The sequence below is a fragment of the Thermobispora bispora DSM 43833 genome (assembly GCF_000092645.1).
GTDB classification, from domain to species: domain Bacteria; phylum Actinomycetota; class Actinomycetes; order Streptosporangiales; family Streptosporangiaceae; genus Thermobispora; species Thermobispora bispora.
In genome coordinates this window covers 2,466,999-2,489,963 of the sequence record NC_014165.1, presented here as the reverse complement: position 1 = coordinate 2,489,963, position 22,965 = coordinate 2,466,999, and the positions used below count along the sequence as shown (strand labels likewise).

Annotated in this window: 19 protein-coding genes; 14 read left to right on the top strand and 5 right to left on the bottom strand. The window is 71.6% G+C overall.

All coding sequences use genetic code 11. The annotated features are described in order from the left end of the window. The first annotated feature begins 95 nt into the window (after nt 1–95). Together TBIS_RS10655 and TBIS_RS10650 are read left to right on the top strand one after the other, a co-directional pair. Nucleotides 96–1,031 carry a diacylglycerol/lipid kinase family protein gene (locus TBIS_RS10655; protein ID WP_013132385.1) on the top strand — a complete coding sequence of 312 codons (936 nt, stop codon included), beginning with the start codon at nt 96–98 and terminating at the stop codon, nt 1,029–1,031. 121 nt (nt 1,032–1,152) lie between these two features. Beyond that, on the top strand, nt 1,153–1,416 hold the full coding sequence (locus TBIS_RS10650) for a hypothetical protein (RefSeq protein WP_013132384.1): 264 nt from the start codon (nt 1,153–1,155) through the stop codon (nt 1,414–1,416). A gap of 170 nt (nt 1,417–1,586) precedes the next feature. Here TBIS_RS10650 and TBIS_RS10645 read toward each other — a convergent pair whose 3' ends face one another. Together TBIS_RS10645 and TBIS_RS10640 are read right to left on the bottom strand one after the other, a co-directional pair. Further along, nucleotides 1,587–3,011 (bottom strand): glycoside hydrolase family 10 protein, encoded by a 1,425-nt coding sequence (locus TBIS_RS10645; protein WP_013132383.1) that lies wholly within the window; start codon nt 3,009–3,011, stop codon nt 1,587–1,589. Between the two features lie 282 nt (nt 3,012–3,293). Next, nucleotides 3,294–5,651 carry a glycoside hydrolase family 48 protein gene (locus TBIS_RS10640; RefSeq protein ID WP_013132382.1) on the bottom strand — a complete coding sequence of 786 codons (2,358 nt, stop codon included), beginning with the start codon at nt 5,649–5,651 and terminating at the stop codon, nt 3,294–3,296. A gap of 478 nt (nt 5,652–6,129) precedes the next feature. Here TBIS_RS10640 and TBIS_RS10635 point away from each other — a divergent pair, with 478 nt between their 5' ends. From TBIS_RS10635 to TBIS_RS10590, 10 genes are all read left to right on the top strand, one after another. Next, nucleotides 6,130–6,531, top strand: a complete 402-nt coding sequence (locus TBIS_RS10635; RefSeq protein ID WP_013132381.1) for a phage holin family protein — start codon at nt 6,130–6,132, stop codon at nt 6,529–6,531. Further along, nucleotides 6,528–7,022 (top strand): DUF3618 domain-containing protein, encoded by a 495-nt coding sequence (locus TBIS_RS18180; RefSeq protein ID WP_013132380.1) that lies wholly within the window; start codon nt 6,528–6,530, stop codon nt 7,020–7,022. The genes TBIS_RS10635 and TBIS_RS18180 overlap by 4 nt, the downstream gene beginning before the upstream one ends. Beyond that, nucleotides 7,019–7,465, top strand: coding sequence for an HIT family protein (locus tag TBIS_RS10625; protein ID WP_013132379.1), 447 nt, complete (start codon nt 7,019–7,021; stop codon nt 7,463–7,465). The genes TBIS_RS18180 and TBIS_RS10625 overlap by 4 nt, the downstream gene beginning before the upstream one ends. A 10-nt stretch (nt 7,466–7,475) precedes the next feature. Next, complete coding sequence (locus tag TBIS_RS10620; protein WP_013132378.1) at nt 7,476–8,660, top strand: sensor histidine kinase; 1,185 nt, start codon at nt 7,476–7,478, stop codon at nt 8,658–8,660. Nucleotides 8,661–8,877: 217 nt separating this feature from the next. Then, on the top strand, nt 8,878–9,624 hold the full coding sequence (locus tag TBIS_RS10615) for a LytR/AlgR family response regulator transcription factor (RefSeq protein ID WP_013132377.1): 747 nt from the start codon (nt 8,878–8,880) through the stop codon (nt 9,622–9,624). A 3-nt stretch (nt 9,625–9,627) separates the two neighbouring features. After that, entirely contained in the window at nt 9,628–9,999 is a 372-nt protein-coding gene (locus tag TBIS_RS10610) for a membrane protein (protein WP_013132376.1), read from the top strand. A gap of 40 nt (nt 10,000–10,039) precedes the next feature. After that, nucleotides 10,040–11,518, top strand: a complete 1,479-nt coding sequence (locus TBIS_RS10605) for a sodium/solute symporter (RefSeq protein ID WP_013132375.1) — start codon at nt 10,040–10,042, stop codon at nt 11,516–11,518. Between the two features lie 449 nt (nt 11,519–11,967). Continuing rightward, entirely contained in the window at nt 11,968–12,300 is a 333-nt protein-coding gene (locus tag TBIS_RS10600) for a DUF485 domain-containing protein (RefSeq protein ID WP_013132374.1), read from the top strand. Beyond that, on the top strand, nt 12,297–13,910 hold the full coding sequence (locus TBIS_RS10595) for a solute symporter family protein (protein ID WP_013132373.1): 1,614 nt from the start codon (nt 12,297–12,299) through the stop codon (nt 13,908–13,910). The genes TBIS_RS10600 and TBIS_RS10595 overlap by 4 nt, the downstream gene beginning before the upstream one ends. Before the next feature lie 137 nt (nt 13,911–14,047). After that, nucleotides 14,048–14,653 (top strand): TetR/AcrR family transcriptional regulator, encoded by a 606-nt coding sequence (locus TBIS_RS10590; RefSeq protein WP_013132372.1) that lies wholly within the window; start codon nt 14,048–14,050, stop codon nt 14,651–14,653. Between the two features lie 30 nt (nt 14,654–14,683). On the opposite strand, the gene TBIS_RS10585 is transcribed toward TBIS_RS10590, so the two are convergent. Next, complete coding sequence (locus TBIS_RS10585) at nt 14,684–16,171, bottom strand: WS/DGAT/MGAT family O-acyltransferase (RefSeq protein WP_013132371.1); 1,488 nt, start codon at nt 16,169–16,171, stop codon at nt 14,684–14,686. A gap of 458 nt (nt 16,172–16,629) precedes the next feature. Next, nucleotides 16,630–18,318 (bottom strand): DNA polymerase/3'-5' exonuclease PolX, encoded by a 1,689-nt coding sequence (polX, locus tag TBIS_RS10580; protein WP_013132370.1) that lies wholly within the window; start codon nt 18,316–18,318, stop codon nt 16,630–16,632. A 901-nt stretch (nt 18,319–19,219) separates the two neighbouring features. Between polX and gdhA the strand changes: the two genes are divergently transcribed. After that, nucleotides 19,220–20,563: an NADP-specific glutamate dehydrogenase gene (gene gdhA, locus TBIS_RS10575; RefSeq protein WP_013132369.1), complete on the top strand. Its 1,344-nt coding sequence runs from the start codon at nt 19,220–19,222 to the stop codon at nt 20,561–20,563. A 175-nt stretch (nt 20,564–20,738) separates the two neighbouring features. Here gdhA and TBIS_RS10570 read toward each other — a convergent pair whose 3' ends face one another. Beyond that, entirely contained in the window at nt 20,739–21,623 is an 885-nt protein-coding gene (locus tag TBIS_RS10570; protein ID WP_013132368.1) for a sirohydrochlorin chelatase, read from the bottom strand. A 60-nt stretch (nt 21,624–21,683) separates the two neighbouring features. Between TBIS_RS10570 and TBIS_RS10565 the strand changes: the two genes are divergently transcribed. Beyond that, the gene (locus tag TBIS_RS10565) at nt 21,684–22,817 is read left to right on the top strand and encodes a phosphotransferase enzyme family protein (RefSeq protein WP_083785257.1); all 1,134 of its coding nucleotides are present in this window, start codon (nt 21,684–21,686) and stop codon (nt 22,815–22,817) included. Nucleotides 22,818–22,965: the final 148 nt, after the last annotated feature.

Below are 22,965 nucleotides of genomic sequence, written 5' to 3'. Positions count from 1 at the left end.
GTCCGGCCGCCCCTGGCCGGCCGGGCCCCGGCACGCCGCCGCGGCCCGGCCGGCCGATCTTCGTCTCACGCGCTCCTTGGCCCCGGCCGCTTAGCATGACGATCATGCGGAGCAAGGCGGAGCACACGGCGGCCATCCGCGAGCACCGGAAAGCCGCGCTCGTCGTCAACGTCCGATCCCGCCGCGGCCGCCGGCTCCCCGAGGTGCTGCAGGCCCTGCAGGCGCACGGGTTCCGGCTCACCGGCGTTCACCCGGTCCGCGACCCCGCGCTGCTGGCCGAGACCCTCGACCGGGCGCTCTCCGCCGCCCCCGACCTGCTGATCGTCGGCGGGGGCGACGGCACGCTGAGCAGCTCCGTCAAGCACGTCGCCGGGGCGGACGTCGCGCTCGGCGTCTTACCCCTCGGCACCACCAACAACTTCGCGCGCAGCCTCGGCGTGCCGCTCTCGGTCGAGGGCGCGGTCCGCGTGCTCGCCGAGGGCAAGGTGGCCGACATCGACCTGGGCCTCTGCGGCGACCGGGCGTTCGCCAACCTGGTGAGCTTCGGGGTCTCGGTCGAGGTCGCCGCCACGGTGCGGCCCTGGCTCAAGCGGCTGCTCGGCCGGGCCGCGTACCCGCTGACCGCGCTCACCATCCTCCCCGGGCACCGGCCCTTCCGCGCCTACCTCACCGTGGACGGCGAGCGGCACGAGGTGCTCACCCACCAGCTCAACATCGCCAACGGGGCCTTCCACGGGGGCTGGCGGATCGCCAGGGACGCCGGCATCGACGACCGGCTCTTCGTCGCCTACCAGCTCGGCTCGGGCAAGCGGCTGCGCCTGGTGGCCGAGACGCTCGTGCGGGCGGCCACCGGCCGGTGGCGCAGCCTCGCCGGCGGGCCGTTCCTCGTCGCCTCGGAGATCCTGCTCGAGACCGATCCGCCGATGGCGGCGGACGTCGACGGGGAGGTGGCGCTGCGCACGCCGCTGCGCATCAAGGTGATCCCCAACGGCGTCCGGGTGATGGTGCCGCGGGATTTCGTGGACAGCTGAACGCCCGCTGGGAGGGCGGCGACGTGATCAAGATTCTGGGATGGGAACATATGCACGACCGGATGAGCAAGAAGTCAACGTGAGGCTGCGGGAGTGACTCCCGCGTTGAGAGAGGTGTGATATGTCCGCGACCGTTGCCGAGACCCACTACGGCGACGGGTTCACCCATGCGTGGCCGCCCGACCGCTATGAGGTCCTGTGCGAGCGGATCGCCCCGTTCCCGGAGAGCCGGGACCGGTACCACTTCGCGAAGAACGCGATGGAGGCTGCGCGGGCGCTGGAGCGGATCGGGCTGGCCCGCCGGGTCGTGGTGATACGGCTGACCGACAACACGGTGCTGTACGACCCGGTGGCGAACGTCAACGTTCCGCCCGAGGCCTGGTGAGAGCAAGGGCCGCCTCCGGAGTTCCAGGGTGGCCGGGGACTCCGAAGGCGGCCAGGGGAATCGCGGGATGGGGATCGGCCCGGCACGGGCGCCAGGGAACGCCCACTGCCGGGCCCGCGCCGTGCGGACGCCGTGGTCGCGGCGGCACCGCGGCGTCACCTAGGCGTCGCTCAGGATGCCGTGCAGCTCACCGACGACGGGGCGCCGTTGCTGCCGGAGAAGCTGCCGAGGAACCCGAACGAGGTGGAGGCACCGGGCGCGACGTTGCCGTTGTAGTAGACGTTCCGCACGGTCACGTTGGCGCCCGACTGGGTGTGCTCGCCGTTCCAGAGCTGGGTGATGGTCTGGCCGCTCGGGAACGACCAGGACACGGTCCACCCGTTGATCGGTGACGTGCCGTTGTTGCTGACCGTCACCTCGGCCTGGAAGCCGCCGGGCCATTCGTTGACGAGCCGGTAGGTGGCGGTGCATCCGCTGCTCGGCGGCGGGCTGGGCGGAGAGTCGGGGATCGGCGAGGGCGTCAGAGTCGGGGTCGGGCTCGGGCTCGAGTCACCGCCGAGGGCGGTGACCACGCCGTCGTAGGCGGGCTTGGGGTTGTAGTTGTCGTCGAACAGCAGCGCCGCGCCCTCGCCCGGGAAGACGTCCGGCACCCAGGAGTACTTGTCCGTGACGCCCCAGACGGTGACGCCCACGCACTTGGAGACGGCGAGGCAGGCCCGGACCACCTTCTCGTAGTCGGCCCGCTGCTGGGCGAGCTTGGCGGAGGTGACCGGCAGCGGAATCCGGATGTCGACCTCGGTCAGCGCGACCTCCACGCCGAGGTCGGCGAAGCGCTGCAGGTTCTGCTGCAGGTCATTGGGGACCTGGCCGAGGATGAAGTGGCCCTGGAAGCCCACGCCGTCGATGGGCACGCCCTGCTGCTTGAACTGGCGCACCATGTTGTAGACGGCGTTGCTCTTCGCGTTGATCCCCTCGATGTTGTAGTCGTTGTAGTACAGCTTGGCCGTGGGGTCGGCGGCCCGGGCGGCCCGGAACGCCGTGGCGATGTAGCCGTCGCCGAGCACCCGCTGGAAGACGGTCTGGCGGCGGGTGCCGTCCTCGTTGAAGGCCTCGTTGACGACGTCCCAGGCGTAGAGCTTGCCGCGGTAGCGGCCGGCCACGTTGGAGATGTGGTTCTCCATGACCTGGGTGAGCTCACTGGCGGTCCAGTTGCCGTTGCTCACCCACGACGGGAGCTGGCTGTGCCAGACGAGGGTGTGGCCGCGGATGATCTGCCCGTTGGCCTGGGCGTGGTTGACGATCTGGTCCGCGCTGCCGAAGTTGAACGAGTTGCGGGACGGCTCGGTGGCGTCCCACTTCATCTCGTTCTCAGGGGTGACGGAGTTGAACTCGCGGTCGAGGACCTGGACGTACTGGCTCTCGCCGAGCCGGTTGGCCGCGACCGCCGTGCCGAAGTAGATGCCCTTGGCCTCGGCGAGCTGGCGGAGCGGCGCGGCCGCGTCGGCGGTGGTGGCGGTGGCGACCGCCGGGATCACGCCGATCAGCAGCGCCAGTCCGATCTTCCAGGCGTGGCGTCTAGGTGATCGAACGGACATGGGTCCTCCCTCGTCATCAAATGTTTCGGGAACTCTCCCGAAACTTTCGGAGGGGTGCATAAGGGAATGCCCGGCCTTCCCCGGGCGCTTCCGGGGAAGGCGGGCACCGGGTCCCCCGCCCCCGCCCGGTCGCCGGGGAGCGGGACGGGTGGACGAGGCGGGAGGCGGGGCCGGCTGGGGCTGGGTGTGGCGGCCTGGGTCGGGCAGGCCGCCACACCCAGGTCGTCCGGGGCGCGGCGGGCGGGACCGCGCCCCAGGCCTGTGGGGCCTAGGCCGCCCGGCTCAGCCCTGCGGGAAGAGGACCCCGTACTGAGCCAGGGCGGTGGCCACGTCGACCTGGGCCCAGAACCGGTGGTACCTGAAGGTCGGCGCGGAGCCGCCGTTCAGGTAGGCCTGGACCTTGGGCCAGTCCGGGTCGTTCCGGTAGAACGACCGGATGGAGATGAAGGTCGAGTTACTGTTGATCACGTCGCCGTTCGGCATCCGGCCGGTCCACCCGGACGGGACGTAGACCGGGTCGTCGAAGCGCTCGTAGTCCTCGCGGGTCTCGGGGACCGAGACGCCCTTGGCGTCCTGGTGGTTCTTGAGGATGCCGTCGAGGATCGCCTTGGCCGTGGCCTTGGCCTGGCTGTGGTTGGCCTTGGCCGCGTAGAACATCAGGGTCTTGGCGTAGGCGCCGGCGACACCGAGGTCGTTGGTGTAGTCGACGACCTCGACGTGCAGGTTCTGGTTGTCCGGCGGCATCTGGGTCTGGCCGTTGAAGTCGGCGTCCGGCGCGCCGCTCCACCGCAGCGTCGACGGGAACTGGAAGGTGCCGTCGGAGTTGATCGTGGTCTCGGACAGCGCCCAGGCCACCCACTTGTCGAGGATCGACTTGGCGTCGCTGTCGCCGGTCACGTAGTAGTACTCGGCGACCCGCTCCATGGTCCAGGCCTGGAAGCCGAACCACTGGTTGGACGGCGGGTCGTGGTAGACCGGCTGCCAGTCGTAGGCCATGCCGTAGAACTTCGGCAGGTTCGACGGCGGGTTGTCGTACCGGCCCTTCCAGCTGTTGGTCGCGCCACCGGCGATCGCCCCTTCGGCCGACTGCAGCCACTTGTAGAACTGCAGCTGCCGGCGGAGGCTGGTCGACCAGTCGGTCGCCGCGGTCGGGCTCTTCGGCTTGAGCTCGTTGACGTTCGACAGGGCCCAGGCGGCCATCGGGTTCTGGTAACCCGAGTGGTTGTGGCTGGAGCCGATCCGCCAGGCCCAGCCGGCCGAGCTGTTGAGCGCGCCGCCCCAGGCGTAGTACCAGGAGAGCAGGTAGGCCGCGCTGTTCTTACCGCTGCCGGGCGGGCAGGACGGGCTGGTGCACCCCTGCTGCTTGAAGTACTTGTCGTACATCGCGTAGCGCAGGTAGTCGCCCATCTTCGCGGCCTTGGCCACGGATGCGGAGATCTGCGACTCGCGGCCCTGCTCCTTCGCCCAGGTCAGCGCCCAGTAGGCGACCTGGACGGCGCGGGCGTCGGCGTCCGGCGCGTTGGTGTACCGCCACTGCTGGGCGTACTGGCTGTCCTTGGTGAACAGGTCGAGGAACCCGTTGGGACCGCCGTGCTGGAAGGTCTCACACGACGGGTGCGGGACGGTCTCCCAGACCGACTCCTCCGGCCCGCGCTGGAAGGTGTTGATGAAGTTCGGCTTGGTGGTGCCGTCGCCGCACCGGCCGAAGCCGTAGACGTTGTCCACGTCGATCAGCCAGTGCATGCCGTAGATGTCGGCGGTGCCGTAGGTGCTCCGCAGCTCGTTGGCGATCGGGTCGGCGCCGACGCTGACCCCGCTGTCGAGCTGGCTCGGGTACTGGGAGGGGTCGTCGTGCTCGGCGGCGTACGTGGCCGGCTTGTTCGGGTCGTAAAAGCCGTTCGTCGGCTGGTCCTGGTTGGAGGGGATGCCGTACTTCTCCAGCACCTCCCAGGCCTTGTTGAACTTCGACCAGTCGCCGGTGACCTTGCCGTAGACCGCCTCGAGCCACAGGTAGTAGCTCAGCGCCTCCGAGGTGGTCTCGTGCCCGTGGTCCGGCGCCTCGACGAGCAGCGTCTCCACCGCGTGGTACGGCACGCCCTCCGGCGAGAAGTACCCGTTGTCCGGGTCGTGGATCTTCTCGTACAGGTCGAGGAAGGCCTGGACGTACTCGTTGTCGGTGGTCGGGATCGGGCTCGGCGAGACGGTGGGGCTCTCCGACGGGGACGGAGACGGGGACTGCGGCGGCTCCGTCGACGGCGACGGCGACGGCGGGGTGGCGCCGGTGCAGGGCACCCCGTTGACCGCGAAGTCGCTGGGCTTGGGGTTGCTCCCGGTCCAGGTGCCGTTGAAGCCGATGTCCGCGGTGGCGCCCGTGGCGAGGTTGCCGTTCCACGGCATGTTCCGCGCGGTGACGTTGGCGCCGGACTGGCTCCACTCGGCCGACCACCCCTGGGTGATCTGCTGGCCGGCGGGGAAGGTGAAGGTGAGCGTCCAGCCGTTCAGCGGGTCACCGAGGTTCTTGATGGTGATGTTGGCCGTGAAGCCGCCTTGCCCGGACCCGGTGGACCAGTCGTTGGTGGTGTAGGTGACGTCGCAGGCCACGGCGGCGGACGCGGGGAAGGAGTGGATCGCGCTCAGCATCCCGGCGCCGACGGTCGCCGCTGCCGCCAGGGCGAGCCGTTTCCGCGGTCGCGGGACCGCGTGTGCTCGAGGAGCTCTCATTCGCATTTCCGCTGGATCTCCAGAGGCACTTTGGGGACGGGAAAGGGGAGAGGCATCGGAGGAGAAGGTTTCCGGCGGCTTCTACAGCCGATGCTCGGGGGATTGGGAGCGCTCCCACCCCGAGATTGAAGGTGCGCGGGGGAGGCGTGTCAACGATGATCCGCGAGCGCGGTCCCGCTCCGGCGGGCGCCGTCCGCCGCGCACCCCGCTCCTGCCTGGTGATCCCGCCCGATTGCGCCGGTACGGCACGGCGATCCGCCCGGCGGAGCGGAGCCGCCGGGCGGTGAAAATTTCAGCTCCGGACCCTTCCGGCCGCGGCCTGCCCGGCCGGCCGGCCCGCGCCGGGGTTAGGAGCCCGGGCTCGGGGTAGGCGGTCTGGCGAGAGGAGGCGGCTCTCATGACGACGAACCAGACGGAAGAGATGTCCACCGGCATGCTCGTCCGGCGGCTCTCCGAGAACGTCTCCCGCCTGATCCGGGACGAGCTGCGGCTGGCGCGGCTGGAGATCGCCGAGAAGGGCAAGCGGGCCGGGGTCGGCGCCGGGCTGCTCGGCGGCGCCGGGTTCGTGGCCCTGCTCGGCGCGGCCGCGATCGTGGCCGGCCTCATCATGCTGCTCGCGCTCGTGCTGCCCGCCTGGGCGAGCGCCCTGATCATCGGCGGCGCGCTGCTGGTGGTGGCCGCCGTGCTCGGCATGCTCGGGAAGGTGCAGGTGACCCACGCGGTGCCGCCGACCCCTGAGGAGGCGATCCGGGGCATGCGGACCGACGTGGAGCTGATGAAGGAGAAGGCGCGGCGATGACCGAGTACGAGCCCGTGCACGTCCACCCGCCCATCGGGGTGCACCGGGAGGGCCCCGACACCGAGCTCACCGAGCCGGAGTCGCGGAACGCCCCCGTGCCGATCAGCAGGGAGGATCCGGTCGTGGGCCCGCCGCCCCGGCGGCTGGCCGTCGCCGAGCTGCGCCGGGACATCGAGCAGACCCGCGAAGAGCTCGGCGAGACGCTCCAGGCGCTCGCCGCCAAGGCGGACATCAAGGAGCGGGTGCGGCGCGGCCTGCGGCAGGCCCGGAGCGGTACGGCGCAGCGGATCGCCGGCGCCGCCCGGCCGGTCCGGGAGGCGGCGGCCGCGGTCGCGCGGGAAGCGCGCGGGAGGCCCGCGGCGCTCGCGGTCATCGGGGCCGGGGCCGTGGTGGCGGCGGCCGGGGCGCTGGCGGCGCTCCAGGGGACGCTGCACGCGGCACCGCAGGGGGCCGGCAGGCGCCCGGCCACGGGGCGCCGGCGCGGCCGTTGACGGCGGCGGAGGCCGGGGCGGCCGCCCGGCCGGAGTGCCTGTTCTGTGAGATCGCCACCGGGGAGCGGCCCGGGCATGTGGTGCTCGCCGACGAGGTGGCCGTGGCCTTCCTCGACCGGCGGCCGGTCTTCAAGGGCCACGTCCTGGTGGTCCCGCGCGCCCACGCCGAGACCCTGGGCGATCTCCCCGCCGATCTGGTGGGGCCCTTCTTCATCCGGGTGCAGTCGGTCGCCCGCGCGGTCGAGCTGGGCACCGGCGCGGCCGGCACGTTCGTGGCGATGAACAACCGGATCAGCCAGAGCGTGCCGCACCTCCACGTCCACGTCGTGCCGCGCAACCGCAAGGACGGGCTGCGCGGCTTCTTCTGGCCGCGCACGAAATATGCCGACAAGGAGGAAATGTCGGCGTATGCCGCCCGTATCCGGGAGGCGATGTCCCGGTAGGCTCCGCGACGTGGAATGCCTCGTCGCCGCATTGATCGCCGCGACCCTCGTCGGGGTGCCCGCCGTTCTCTGGCGGATCTTCCGCCATCGCCGTGATCTCGGCGGAAGCCCGGCCGAGCGGGCGACCTTCGAGACCCTGCACACCGCGTCGCTGGCCGCTCCGGCGCTGCGGAGCGGGCTCACCAAAGCGGGCGCGGAGAAGGCCTCCCGGCACCTGCGCAAGCTGCTGGGCTCGCCGGCCATCGCGATCACCGACAGCGAGGAGCTCCTCGTCTACGACGGTGCCGGAGAGCACCACGCGAGCGAGGCCTTCGAGCACGCGGCCGGGACCCTGAAAGACGGCCGCACCCAGGTGCTCACCCTCAACTGCCACGAGCCGGAGTGCCCGATCAGATCCGCCGTGGTGGTCCCCCTCACCACCGAGGACCGGGTGGTCGGCACGCTCGCCGCATACGGCGACCACGCCTCGGCCGCCCTGGTGCGGGCCACCGAGGAGGTGGCCCGGTGGGTGGACGCGCAGCTCGAGCTCGCCGAGCTGGACCGATCCCGCACCATGCTGATGGAGGCGGAGGTGCGGGCCCTGCGGGCCCAGATCTCCCCGCACTTCATCTACAACTCGCTCACCACGATCGCGTCCTTCGTCCGCACCGACCCGGAGCGGGCCCGTGAGCTGCTGCTGGACTTCGCCGACTTCACCCGGTACTCGTTCCGGCGGCACGGCGACTTCACCACCCTCGCCGAGGAGCTCCGGTCGATCGACCGGTACCTCACGATCGAGCGGGCGCGGTTCGGCGACCAGCTCCGGGTGACCCTGCGCATCGCCCCGGAGGTGCTCCCGGTCGCGGTGCCGTTCCTGTGCCTGCAGCCGCTCGTGGAGAACGCGCTCCGGCACGGCCTGGAGCCGAAGGCGGGGGTCGGCCGGATCACGATCATCGCCGAGGACGCCGGGTCCGAGTGCCGGATCACCGTGGAGGACGACGGGGTCGGCATGGACCCCGAGCAGCTGCGCCGGATCCTCGCCGGCGAGCACCCCTCGAACTCGAGCGGGAGCGGGATCGGCCTCGCCAACGTGGACGAACGGCTCCGGCAGGTCTATGGAGACGAGTACGGCCTCGTGGTGGAGACCGGGCCCGACGCCGGCACCAAGGTCACCGTGCGGGTGCCCAAGTACCACCCGGGGGTCTCGGCGAGCTGATCGTCACGGAGCGTGACGGCCGGGTTCCAGGCCATCTCTCCGGGCAAATCCTGATTTTTCGGGTGATAGCGGAGGAAATCCGTTTAGCGGATCTACCGATCATCGGATGATTGATCTATTTCTGCACCGTAACCCGGTCGTGATGGCGTAACCGTTGACTTTCCGGCATCCCGTTCTTCACTCTCAAAAAGATTCTTCCGGTGAAAGGGGTGTTTCGGTGACCGGTCTGCGCGTCCTCGCGGTCGATGACGAGCAGCCCGCCCTGGAGGATCTCGCCTACCTGCTCCGGGCGGACCCCCGAATCGGGGACGTGCTCACCGCGCGTGACGGAGCGGCCGCGTTGAAGCTCCTGGACCGGGCGATCGCGGAGAAGAGACCCGTCGACGCGGTCTTCCTCGACATCCGCATGCGCGGTCTGGACGGGGTGGTGCTCGGCCGGCTGCTCACCCGCTTCTCCCGGCCGCCGAAGGTGGTGTTCGTGACGGCCTACGAGGAGCACGCGGTCGACGCTTTCGAGCTGAAGGCCGAGGACTACCTGCTCAAGCCGGTCCGGCCGGAGCGCCTCGCCGAGGCGGTCCGGCGGGTGTGCGAAGGCCGTGCCGAGCCCGAGCCCCAGGTCGACACGATCCCGGTCGAGCTGGGCGGGGTCACCAAGTTCGTGGCGAGCTCGGAGGTGAGGTACGTCGAGGCCCAGGGTGACTACGCCCGCCTGCACACCGCGACGGGCAGCCATCTCGTCCGCATCCCCCTCGCCACCCTCGAGCAGCGGTGGGCCTCCGCCGGGTTCATGCGGGTGCACCGCAGTCACCTGGTCTCGGTGAAGCACATCGACGAGATGCACATCGACTCCGGCAAGTGCACGGTGCGGGTGGGCGGCACGGAGATCCCGGTGAGCCGCCGTCACACCCGCGAGCTGCGCGACCTCCTGGTCCGGCGGGCGCGGAAAGGGAAGCGGGACAGCTGAGCCGTGAACGCCAAGCCGCGCCGGGTGGTCGTCACCAGCCCACGGACGTCGGCGGCGCGCCGGCCGCGCTACCCGCTCACCCGCGAGATCGACGAGCAGACGAAGCTGGGCGAGATCTACATGCGCTCCTTGATCAGGACGCAGCTCCGCCTGGCGTTGTTCGTGTGCAGCCTGCTCGGCCTCGTGGTCGGCGGGCTGCCGCTGCTCTTCCTCCTCGTGCCCCAGATCTCCTCGGTGCGGCTGCTCGGCATCCCGCTCCCGTGGGCGGTGCTCGCCGTGCTGATCTACCCTGCCTTCGTCGCGGTCGGCTGGTTCTACGTACGGCAGGCCGAGCGGAACGAGCGGGACTTCGCCGACCTGGTGGAGCGGCGCTGAGCCGCCCGGGCGGAACGCGGGTATCGCGGGTGAGACGCGGATGAGCAGCTTCGTCGCCGTCGTCCTGGTGGTCGTGGCGACCATCCTGATCGGCGCGTTCGGCATCCGTATCTCGCGCACCACCTCGGACTTCTACGTCGCCTCGCGCACGGTCTCCCCGCTGTGGAACGCCTCGGCGATCGGCGGGGAGTACCTCTCGGCCGCCTCGTTCCTCGGGGTGGCCGGGCTCATCCTCACGTACGGCACGGACCTGCTCTGGCTCCCGGTCGGCTGGACCGGCGGGTACCTGGTGCTGCTCGTGCTCGTGTCGGCCCCGCTGCGCCGGTCGGGGGCCTACACGCTGCCCGACTTCGCCGAGGCCCGCCTGGAGTCGATGGCGGTCCGGCGGGTCTCCAGCGTGCTGGTGGTGCTCATCGGGTGGCTCTACCTGATGCCGCAGCTCCAGAGCGCGGGGCTGGTGCTGCGCACGGTGACCGGGGCGCCGGCCTGGGTGGGCGCGTTCGTCGTGGCCTGCGTGGTCGTGGTGAACGTGCTCTCCGGCGGGATGCGGTCGATCACCTTCGTCCAGGCGTTCCAGTACTGGCTCAAGCTCACCGCGCTCGGGGTGCCGCTCGTGCTCATGCTCGGGGCGTGGCGCTCCGACGGCATGCCGGCGGTCCCGCCGGACGACCCGTGGCTGCAGCCCTTGCACCGCTCGGAGTACGCGGTCTACGAGACGTACTCGCTCATCCTCGCCACGTTCCTCGGCACGATGGGCCTGCCCCACGTGCTCGTCCGGTTCTACACCAACCCCGACGGCCGGGCGGCCCGCCGGACCACCCTCGTCGTCCTCGCCCTGCTCGGCATGTTCTACCTGATGCCCGCGTGCTACGGGTTCCTCGGCCGGGTGTACGGCCTGCCCGCGACCGACACCGTGGTGATCTCCCTGCCGAGCAGGCTGATCGGCGGGACCCTGGGCGAGCTGCTCACCGCGCTGGTGAGCGCGGGCGCGTTCGCCGCGTTCCTCTCCACCTCCTCGGGGCTCACGGTCTCCGTGGCCGGGGTGATCGCGCAGGACATCCTCGGGGCCGGCGGGGTGCGCGCCTTCCGGATGGCGACCGCGCTGGCGCTCATCGTGCCGTTCGCGCTGGCGCTCACCGTGCGGTCGCTGCCGGTCGCCAACGTGGTGGGCCTGGCGTTCGCCGTGGCGGCCTCCTCGTTCTGCCCGCTCCTCGTGCTCGGCATCTGGTGGCGGAGGCTCACCACGGTCGGCGCGATGGCCGGGCTCCTGGTCGGCGGCGGGCTCGCCGCCACCGCCGTGCTCGCGACCATGGTGGGCGGGCCGCACGACGGCTGGATCGGCGTGCTGCTCGCCGAGCCGGCCGCGTGGACGGTGCCCGTGTCCTTCCTCGTGATGATCGTGGTCTCGCTGCTCACCCCCTCGCGGATCCCGCCGGGGGTGGCCCGGACCATGGTGCGGCTGCACGCCCCGGAGACCCTCGACGTCGACCGCGGGAGCTGGCGCCCCCGGACGGGATGACCGCCGTGCCGTACGGCGCAGGAATTCAGCAGTCCACCTCGGCCGCCTGCCCCGGGACCCCTCGGGGGCAGCCGGACCGGGACCGGTTGAGCGTGGTGCCGGTGGGAGCATGCCGGCCGGCCAGCGCAACCGCCTGATCCGGAGGCCCTTGCGGTCGGCCGCGCGGGCGAGGGGCCGGATGGGGTGCTCGGCGTGCCGTCGAGCGCACGCATCCGGCCGTTCACCGCGGCCGCTTCCCGGGGGTCGTCGAGCCCGGCGGCGGCGGCCGGCGCTCCGGCCGGGATGGCCGCCGTGCCGTTCGGCGCACGCATTCGACCATTCACCGCAGCCACCCACCAGGTGAACGACGTACTGCGACGGCTGGGCGACACGTGACCGTAAAGGTCTCGAAACAAGCGGCCCTCCGAACCTAGCGTGAAGTGATCCAGATCACTCGTTTGGAGGAGGGCATGACCGTTCAGCACGACTCCTCGGTCTACGAGCGGATACAGGCCAGCCAGCAGTTCGGTGAGCTGCGCCGCAGGTACCGGTCGTGGGCCTTCCCCATGACCGTGGCCTTCCTTGCCTGGTACCTGCTCTACGTGGTGCTCTCCGGCTTCGCCCGTGACTTCATGGGCACGAAGCTGATCGGCAACATCAACGTCGCCCTGATCTTCGGGTTGCTGCAGTTCGCATCGACGTTCCTGATCACCTGGGCGTACTCCAGGCACGCCTCGAGCAAGCTCGACCCGCTTGCCGAGGACCTCCGCCGTAAGGCCGAGCTCGAGGGGGCGGTCAAGTGAGCAGCCACCAGGTCCTATCGACCATCCTGTTCGTCCTGTTCGTGGCGGCCACGCTGGCGATCACGTTCTGGGCGAGCCGGAACACCAAGAGTGCCGCGGACTTCTACGCCGGTGGCCGCTCGTTCAGCGGCCTGCAGAACGGTCTCGCGATCGGTGGCGACTACATGTCGGCGGCGTCCTTCCTCGGCATCGCCGGCATGATCGCGCTCTCCGGGTACGACGGGTTCCTCTACTCGATCGGCTTCCTGGTGGCCTGGCTGGTGGCGCTGCTCCTCGTCGCGGAGCTCATGCGCAACTCCGGCAAGTACACCATGGCCGACGTCCTGGCGTTCCGGATGTCCCCGCGCCCGGTGCGCACGGCCGCCGGCGTGTCCACCATCACGGTGAGCATCTTCTACCTGATCGCGCAGATGGTCGGTGCCGGTGCCCTCGTCGGCCTGCTGCTCGGCATCTCCTCCGAAGCGGGGAAGATGTGGACCATCGTCGGTGTCGGCCTGCTGATGATCATCTACGTGGTGTTCGGCGGCATGAAGGGCACCACGTGGGTCCAGATCGTCAAGGCGGTCTTCCTGATGGCCGGTGCCGGGCTCGTCACCCTGCTCGTGCTCGCCAAGTACGGCTTCAACCTCTCCGCGCTGCTCGGTGACGCGGCCGCGCAGAGCGGAAAGGGCGACGCGTTCCTCAACCCGGGCCTCAAGTACGGCACCGACGATCAGGGCATCTGGGGCAAGATCGACCTGATCAGCCTCGGCCTGGCGCTCGTCCTCGGCACCGCGGGCCTGCCCCACATCCTGATCCGCTTCTACACGGTCCCGACCGCGCAGGACGCCCGTAAGTCGGTGATGTGGGGCATCGGCATCATCGGCGTGTTCTACCTCTTCACCCTGGTGCTCGGCTTCGGCGCCGCCGCCCTGGTCGGCTCGCAGACCATCGCCGAGGCGAACGCGGCGGGCAACACGGCCGCGCCGCAGCTCGCCGAGGCGGTCGGGCGGGACTTCTTCGGTGACGTGGGCGGCACCGTGCTGCTCGCGGTCATCGCGGCGGTCGCGTTCGCCACGATCCTCGCCGTGGTCGCCGGCCTCACCCTCGCCTCCTCGTCGAGCTTCGCGCACGACCTGTACGCCCACGTGTTCAAGCGCGGGAACATCACCGAGAAGGAGGAGGTGAACGCCGCCCGGATCGCCGCCTTCGTGGTCGGTGCCATCTCGATCGTGCTCGGCATCTTCGCCCAGTCGCTGAACGTGGCCTTCCTCGTCGCCCTGGCGTTCGCCGTCGCCGCCTCGGGCAACCTGCCGGCGATCCTCTACAGCCTGTTCTGGAAGAGGTTCAACACCGCGGGCGCGGTCTCCGCCATCTACGGCGGCCTGATCTCCGCCGTGCTCCTGGTGGTCTTCTCGCCGGTGGTCTCGGGCTCGCCCTCGGCGATGTTCCCGAACGTCGACTTCGCGGTGGTCCCGATCTCCAACCCGGGCATCTTCTCGATCCCCATCGGCTTCCTCTGCGGCTACCTCGGCACCGTGCTCAGCAAGGAGTACAACGCCCAGAAGTTCGCCGAGATCGAGGTCCGGGCGCTCACCGGGCTCGGCGCGGAGAAGGCGTCCACCCACTGATCGTCGGCGCCTCCTGCCGATTCTGTCCCCCCTTTTCCCCGGCGCCGTCGGGCCCGGCCGGGGCTGCCGCCCCGGCCGGGCCATAGCCCTGCCCTGGGCATGGCGTTGGAACCCCCACTCTGGTTATCGTCTGGCCTGTGGAAAACCCTCTCGAGACCGCGCGGGCGTGGTCGCGTTCCCGGGCCGAAAGAAAGAGGAAAGCGGCGGAAGCCGACGCCCGGACCCGGATCCTTGACGCGGCCGAGCAGCTCTTCGCCGGTGACGGCTACGAGGCGACCCCCACCGCGCGGATCGCCGAGGTCGCCGGCGTGCCCAAAGGGCTGGTCTTCCACTACTTCCCGCGCAAGATCGACGTGCTCATCTCGCTCGTCCAGGAACGGACGGCGGTGACCGAGGACGAGGTCGAGGCCGTTCCGGGCGACCCCGCCGGGACGCTCTCCCGGCTCGCCCGCCGCCTGCCGCTCCGCGCCTCCCCGGCGATGCGGCGCATCCTGTTCCGGGAGGCCGACACCCACCGCTCCGTACGGGAGCGGCTCGGCTCGCTCAACGCGGAGATCATCCGGCGCGCGAAGTTCGCCCTCGAGCTCGCCCTCCCCGGCAGCCGCGGCGACGCGGCACGGCTCGAGGCCGCGGCGGCCACCTTCGCCGCCGTACTCCTCTACCAGGAGAACCTCTGCCAGCTCACCGGCCACCACATCGATCCCGACGCCGTGGCCGAGCTGATCGCCCACGCCCTGGGTTAGCCGCCCACGCCCGGCCGGTCCGGGTCCGCGTCAGGCCGGAACCTTGTCCTCCTCCGGGGCCGTCCCCTCGGGCCGATCCGTCTCTCCCGCCAGGCGGAGCAGCTCGTCCAGCGCGTCGCCGAGGTGCCCGGTGAGGCTCCACACGTCGGGGACCAGATCGGGGCAGACGACGAAGCCGAAGTCCAGCCGGCCGTCGTAGGAGATGCAGGTGATGCTGAGGCCGCCGGTTGCGTCGGTCACCACGGAGAGCGGGTGGCAGGCGAGCATCCGGGCCCCGCAGAGGTAGAGCGGACGGCGCGGCCCCGGCACATGCGAGATGATCACGTTCACCCCGGTGCCGGCGACGCCGAGCATCCGGAAGACGATCGGCGTGGCGAGCTTGGCGAACGCGGCCGGGAACATCGCGCACACGTCGTTCAGCCAGCTGCGCTTGGAGAGCACGAACCGCCGCTTCGCGGCCGCCATGGCCGACCGGACCGCGGCCAGCCGCTCCGCCGGGTCGGCCACCTCGGTGGCGAGCGGCATCACCATCGCCGAGATCCTGTTGCCCAGGTCGCCGCCGGCGGTGCGGAGCGCCACGGGGACCGCGGCGACCAGGGGCCGGTCCGGTAGCGCGCCGTGGGCGAGCAGCCACCGGCGCAGCACCGACGCGCACAGCGTCATCACCACGTCGTTGGGGCTCATCCCGAACACCCGGGCCACCCGCCGTACCTCGCCCATCGGCACCGAGCCGAACGAGACCGCCCGCGCGCCGGTGATCCGGCCGTTGAACGGGGTCCGCGGCACCACCAGGGGAGGCGTCTCGGGGACCGCACGGGTGTCCCCGGCCAGCGCCCGCGCCGCCCGGGCGATCCGGCGGGCGTCGGGCAGGGTGGAGAGCACCGGGAGCGTGTCCAGGTCGCCGAGGGTGCGGCCGAGCGAGCAGAGCGTCTCCACCGGCTGGAGCGCCGACCTCGCCACCGCGCCCGCGAGCATGCCCACCAGCCCGGGCCCGCGCTCCGGCTCCACCGGCGGCGGAGGCTCCACCAGCCGGGGGTCGGGGGACGGGTCGAGCACCGCGGCGAGGATCTCCGACCCGGTGACGCCGTCGATCGCGCAATGGTGGATCTTGGTGTAGAGGGCGACCCGGTCGCCGGAGAGGCCGTGGATGAGGTGGGCCTCCCACAGCGGGCGGCTCCGGTCGAGCCGCCGCGCGTGGACGCCGGCCACGTAGGCCGCGAGCTGGTGGTCGTCCCCCGGCGCCGGCAGCTCGGCCTCGTGCACGTGGTCGGCGGGATCGAAGTCCTCGGCGTCCACCCAGTACGGCCGGTCGAGCCAGAGGGGGACGTCGGCGAGGCGCATGCGCAGCGGCGGCGCGAGCGGCAGGCGTTCCCGCAGCAGGGCGACCAGGCTCTTCCGCGTCACCGCGCCCGGCGGCGCGGACGAGGCGTCGAAGATCGATACCGTCCCGACGTGGGCCGTGGTCGTGGCCGACTCCAGGCTGAGGAACTGCGCGTCGAGTGGCGTGAGCTGGCGCATGCCCGATCCTCCCTGCTCGCTCCCCACGGCGGCCGTGGGCCCGGCCCCCGTCCGGGAACCTCGCCGTACGCGACCCGGTTCACCCGGGCCGCTCCCGGCGCGACCCCCGCTTGGGCCACGACCATAACGGGATCTTCGGCGATGGTGCCGAACGGACGGCTCAAGTCGGTGTAAGACGTGCCCAAAGGATCACCGCCCGTCCGCGCCGCGCGGCCACCACCGGTGGCAGGGATAGCCCTGCTCGCCGGGTGGCCTTGCCGTGCCGGGCCGGGCTCGGCCGGCCGGCCCAAAGATGCCCCCGGCGCTCGGGCGCGCCGGGGCCACGTGCCCACGGGGCGCGCCGGGCGAGACGCTCACGGGCGTGCCGATCGGGCGTCTCGGCTCGGTGGCACGACCCCTGCTGCGCCCCACCCGGCCGGAGCCCTGGCCGGTACACCGGCACGGCCGCCGGGGCCGGCTCACGAGCGGCCCAGGTAGGCGAGCAGCCGGTCGAGCGGCCAGGTGTTCACCACGTCGTCGGGGGTGAGCCAGGCCCGCTGGGCGATGCCGACCCCGAACCGCAGGTGGTCCAGGTGCGGGATGGCGTGCGCGTCGCTGTCGATGGAGAACTTCACCCCGTGGTGGCGTGCGAGCCGTACCAGATCGGAGTCGAGGTCGGCCCGGTCCGGGTAGGAATCGATCTCCATGATCGTGTGGGTGCGGGCGGCGGCGCGGAAGACCGCCTCCCAGTCGGCGTCCACCGGCGCCCGCGACCCGAGCCGCCTCGCGGTGGGGTGGCCGACGATGTCGACGTGCGGGTTCTCGCAGACCGCGATGAGGCGCCGGGTCATCTCGTCGCGCGGCTGGGTGAAGTGCGAGTGCACCGAGGCGACCCGGATGTCGAACCCGGCGAGCACCTCGGCCGGCCAGTCCACCGAGCCGTCCGGCCCGATGTTGAGCTCGGTGCCGTGGAGCAGCCGCATCCCCGGATGGCGGGCCTGCAGCTCGGCGAGCCTGGCGCGCTGGTCCAGCGCCTTCTCCAGGGTCATCCGCTGCATGACCAGGTTCGGCGCGTGGTCGGTGACCGCGTAGTAGGCGTAGCCGCGCCGCGCGGCCGCGGCGACCATCTCCTCCAGCGGGGCCACGCCGTCGGTCAGGTCGGTGTGCGTGTGCAGGTCGCCCTTGATGTCGGAGAGCTCGACCAGCCGGGGCAGCTCGCCCCGCAGCGCGGCCTCGACCTCGCCGCGGTCCTCGCGCAGCGGCGGTGGCACCCACTCCATGCCGAGGGCGCGGTACACGTCCTCCTCGGTCGCCGCGGCGATCACCCGGTCGTCGGCGTCGAACAGCCCGTACTCGGAGAGCTTCCAGCCCTTCTTGACCGCGAGCTCCCTGATGTGGACGTTGTGCTCCTTGCTGCCGGTGAAGTAGACCAGGGCGGCGCCCCAGGACTCGGCGGGCACCAGGCGCAGGTCCACCTGCACCCCGCGGTCGGTCCGCACCGAGGTCTTCCGGTCGCCGCGCGCGATCACCTCGGTCACGTACGGCAGGCGGGCGAGGGCGTCCATCAGCGTGGGCGGGCCGACCGCGAGGATGTCGATGTCGCCCACGGTCTCCTTCATCCGGCGGACCGACCCGGCGTACGCGATCCGCTCCGCGGGCAGGGCGGCCATGATGCGTTCCGCCAGGTCGATGGCGATGCCGAGGTGGAACCGCTTGCCCGCGAGCTCGAGCTGCTCGATGCCCCGGAGCAGGTTCTCCTCGGCCTTGGGGCCGAATCCGCGCACCCCGGCGAGCCGCCCTGCCTTGATCGCCTCCGCGAGCGCGGCCGGGGAGTCGATCCCCAGCTCGTTATAGAGGAGGAGGGCGCGCTTCGGCCCGAGCGAGGGGATCCGCGTCAGCGCGCGCACCCCCGCGGGGATGCGGGCGCGCAGCTCGTCGAGCTGGCGGAAGCTCCCCCGTCGCAGGAACTCCTCGACCTTCTTGCCGATCGCCTCCCCCACGTGGGGGATCTTCCGGATGTCGGTGTGCCGCAGGTCCTCGGGGTACCCGGCGATGGACTTGGCGGCCTTCTGGTAGCTGCGCACCCGGAATGGGTCGCCACCGGTGAGCGCGAACAGGTCCGCGTACTCCTGGAGCGCCGCCGCCACGTCCTCGTTCACCCGTCCCATGGGTTCAGCCTAGGTGGTCAGGGTGACGATTCCCCGGTTCGCCGGGCCGGCGGCGCGGTCACGTGCTCGAGGCCCGGCGCCAATCGCGCCGGGCGCCGGGGGTCCGCGGGTGGAGGCCCCCACCGCACACCGCATCCGGCGACCGCCACACCGGTACGGCCGGTGGCGGCGAGGCGTGCTCCGCCGGCGCGCGTACCCGGCCATCTCCGGCCCGCTCCGCACGGTGCACGCCGTCCCGCGCGCGCACTCCGCCTCCCGGGGACGGCCCGGCCGTGGGCGGGTGCCGCGCGCGGTCGCGGGCGTGCTCCCCGTTCCGGTGGGTGACGGCCTGTACCGGCGGCGCGCCTCGCCGTACATGGTGAACACCCGGGCGCATGGGGGAGATCCCCCGGCCGGGATGAGGGCACGCCGCAGCCATAGGCGCGGGTGCGCCGCCGGAGCGTGTAATTTTCACCTGAGGCGCGGCGAGTTTCCGGATGCGCTCCGAAGCCCAGGTCGCCCGAAACCCCGGATGGGATCTCCCTAGGTGCATTGCGTGCTTCCGGGGATGGGGGCGACCGGCGGGGTTGCCGGGGTGACGGGGGTGTCCCATTCGCCTGCGCGATGAATACCGCCTAATGTGGAGAATGTCCACGTCATCACGGTTGTCCTGACCTTGTGGCAGGCAGCCCGGCTCCATCAACGGCGATGGCCCGGGTGTTGACGTCGGCGCGCAGGTGATTCGCCGGAAATGTCCGGTATCTGCGTGACCGGCGAGCGAAATAGCGGAAATACGGTCACCGGACCGCTCACGGGTGCCACCGGCGTCACCCGAGAAACGGCCGGGGCAGGGTGACGCCTGCCCAGAGGCCAGTCATAAAGTGAGCGGAGTTCCCCTTACCTGCAGAAATCGGGAAGGTCGATGCTGCACGAGAGGCTGGAAGCGGTCTACAACAACGTCCTGCGCCGGAACCCGGGCGAGGTTGAATTCCACCAGGCGGTACGGGAGGTGCTGGAGAGCATCGGACCCGTGCTCGCCAAGCACCCGGAATACGCCGACCAGAAGATCATCGAGCGGATCTGTGAGCCGGAGCGCCAGATCATCTTCCGCGTCCCGTGGGAGGACGATAACGGCGAAATCCACATCAACCGAGGCTTCCGGGTCGAGTTCAACAGCGCCCTCGGGCCGTACAAGGGCGGGCTCCGCTTCCATCCCTCGGTCTACCTCGGCATCATCAAGTTCCTCAGCTTCGAGCAGATCTTCAAGAACAGCCTCACCGGCATGCCGATCGGCGGCGGTAAGGGCGGCTCCGACTTCGACCCGAAGGGCAAGTCGGACCGGGAGATCATGCGGTTCTGCCAGAGCTTCATGACCGAGCTCTACCGCCACCTGGGCGAGTACACCGACGTGCCGGCCGGGGACATCGGCGTCGGGCAGCGCGAGATCGGCTACCTGTTCGGCCAGTACAAGCGGATCACCAACCGCTACGAGTCCGGTGTGATCACCGGCAAGGGGCTCAGCTACGGCGGTGCGCAGGTCCGTACCGAGGCCACCGGGTACGGCTGCGCCTTCTTCGTGGAGGAGATGCTGAAGGCGCGCGGGACCACCTTCGAGGGCAAGCGCGTGGTGGTCTCCGGCGCCGGGAACGTCGCGATCTACGCGATCGAGAAGGCCCAGCAGCTCGGCGCCGTGGTCGTGGCGTGCTCGGACTCCACCGGTTACGTGGTGGACGAGAAGGGCATCGACGTCGAGCTGCTCAAGCAGGTCAAGCTGGTCGAGCGGCGCCGCCTGAACGAGTACGCGGAGCGCCGGGGCGGTGCGGCCACCTTCGTGCCGGGCCGTACGGTCTGGGAGGTGCCGTGCGAGGTGGCGATGCCGTCGGCCACGCAGAACGAGATCACCGGCAAGGACGCCGAGCGGATGGTGCGCAACGGCTGCATCGCCGTGGGCGAGGGCGCCAACATGCCGACCACCCCGGAGGGCATCCGGGTGTTCCAGCGGGCCGGCGTGTCCTTCGGCCCGGGCAAGGCCGCGAACGCGGGCGGCGTGGCCACCAGCGCCCTGGAGATGCAGCAGAACGCGAGCCGCGACCGGTGGACGTTCGAGTACTCCGAGCGCAGGCTGCGGGAGATCATGCAGGACATCCACGACCGCTGCCTGCAGACCGCCGAGGAGTACGGCATGCCGGGTGACTACGTTGCCGGCGCCAACATCGACGGCTTCATCCGGGTCGCCGACGCGATGATCGCGCTCGGCCTCATCTGAGCCGATCCGGCCTCGGACCGGCACCGCGGCGTGGTACGGCATGCGGTGCCGGTGCCGCCGCACGGCGGCGGTCGCCACCCATCGCCCGGTCGCTCATCGGCGCGCGCGGGCCGTCGGCCGGCTCAGCGGGGCTGAGCACCGGGATCCGGTCATCGGCCCCGGTGCGCGCGGGCCGTCACTCGCTCAGGTCGTCGTACTCGGCGAGATCGTCGAGCGTGGCGCCGTACCGGACGCAGATCATGCGGGCGACGGACTCGTGGGCGCCGAGCGGGGCCGCGCACCCGGCTCCGATCGCCTCGGCGGCCGAGGCGACGCGCTCCAGGTCCGCCTCCGGGCCGACGATGAACGGGGCGACGGCGAGCCGGTTGGCGCCGATCTTGCGGAGCCGATCGGCCGCGTCCTGGATCGTCGGCACCCCGTCGATCGCGGCGGGCACCACCGGCAGGGTCAGCCGGGCGGCGAGGAGCACCGCGGTCGCGTCGGCGCCCCGGGCCGCCTCGTCCCCTCCCGCCGTGGCGACGATGATCCCGTCGACCGGTGAGGAGACGTTGAACAGCCGCATCCGGTCGGCCCGGGCCAGCCCGGCCTCGGAGAGCCGGACGTGCAGGGCCTCGGCGAGCAGGGGATGCGGACCCAGCGGCTCGGTGATCTTGACGGGGATCTCGCTCTGGCCGACGGCGTCCCGGATCGCGCGCATCAGCCGGGGGTGCGGCGCGGTCACCAGGGGGACGACGACCGCGGCCGGCTTGCCGTCGGCGAGTGCCCGCTCGGCGGCGATGGCGGCGAACTGCTTGACCAGCTCGGCACCGCCGTCGGCGAGGGAGACGAGACGAAGGTCGAGCTGGGGGTTGTCGATCCGGATGATCGAGGCGATCTCCTCGGCCACGCGGTGATCCGTGCCCTCACCGCCGTCCCCGGTCTTGCCGGGCACCGCGATCACCAGTGCCGGGGCGTCCGGGGGCAGGATCGCCGGCAGTGGCCGCCGGTGCCGGCCTCCCTTGTACCGGGTGGGCCGTTCCCGGACAGGCAGCTTCGGAGGGTCTTCGGGACCTTCGCTCACATTCGCGGATTCTAGGGCGAAATTGGTGGATCGGATGAACCGATGCGATTCTTGTTGCCGATGGGTGATCTAGATCGGCAGGGCTCGCCGCACGGTTCCGCCGGGGAGGGCCCGGCCCGCGGACCGGGGCACGCCCGTGATCAGCGCGGCCGGGACGGATGGGCCGCCCCGGGTACGGCCGGCCCGTGGCAGGGGCGGCTGCACGACCTCTCCGCGGGAGGCGGCGTGCTCGCCCGCGTCGCAGGGGTCGCCCGGCGGGCCCTGCCGCGCTACGGCCTCTCCCCGGAGGCCGATCTGTCGCTGCTCAGCGTCTCGGAGAACGCGGTCTTCCTCGTCGAGGACTCCGGCCGCCGCTCGGTCCTGCGGGTCCACCGGCTCGGCTACCACTCGCGGGAGGCGATCGCCTCGGAGCTCGCCTGGCTCGACGCGCTCCGCGCCGAGGCGGGGATCCGGACCCCGGAGGTCATCCCCGCCCGCGACGGCTCGCGGGTGATCACCGTAGCGGATCCGGGCGCGCAGCCGCGCCACTGCGTCATGTTCGAGTTCCTCCCGGGGACCGAGCCGCGGGAGGACCGGCTGGTGGAGCGGTTCGAGCAGCTCGGCGCGATCACCGCGCGCATGCACCGGCACGCGCGCGAGTGGGCGAGGCCGCCGTCGTTCACCCGGTTCCACTGGGATCTCGACGCCGCGTTCGGCCCCGAGGCCCGGTGGGGCAGGTGGCAGGACGGCGTGGGCGTGGACCGCGAGGCGCGCGCCGTCCTCGCCCGGCTCGAGGCCGAGCTGCGCCGCCGGCTGGCGCGGTACGGCACGGGCCCGGACCGCTACGGCCTGATCCACGCCGATCTCCGGCTGGCGAACCTCCTGGTGGACGACGCCACCGGCATCAGCGTGATCGACTTCGACGACTGCGGGTTCGGCTGGTACCTCTACGACCTCGGCGCCGCCCTGAGCTTCATCGAGCACCACCCCGACGTGCCCCTCATGGTCGACTCCTGGCTCCGCGGGTACCGCTCGGTGCTCGACCTGCCCAAGGAGGACGAGGACGAGGTCTGGACGTTCATCCTGTTCCGGCGGCTGCTGCTGGTCGCCTGGATCGGCACCCACTCCGCCGCGGACATCGCCCGCGAGCTCGGCGCCGGATACACCGAGGGGAGCTGCGAGCTCGCCGAGCGCTACCTCACCGGCTCGTGGTGAGCTCCGGCCGCGGCGGCGCACGACGCGGGCGGCGGCGCCCGGGCGATGCGGGGCCGTGGCTGTCGCTGACGGTGCGCATCGGCGGCACGGTGCGGCGCCCGGGCGATGCGGGGCCGCGCCCGGCCGGGGCTGCTCCCGGCCGGGATCG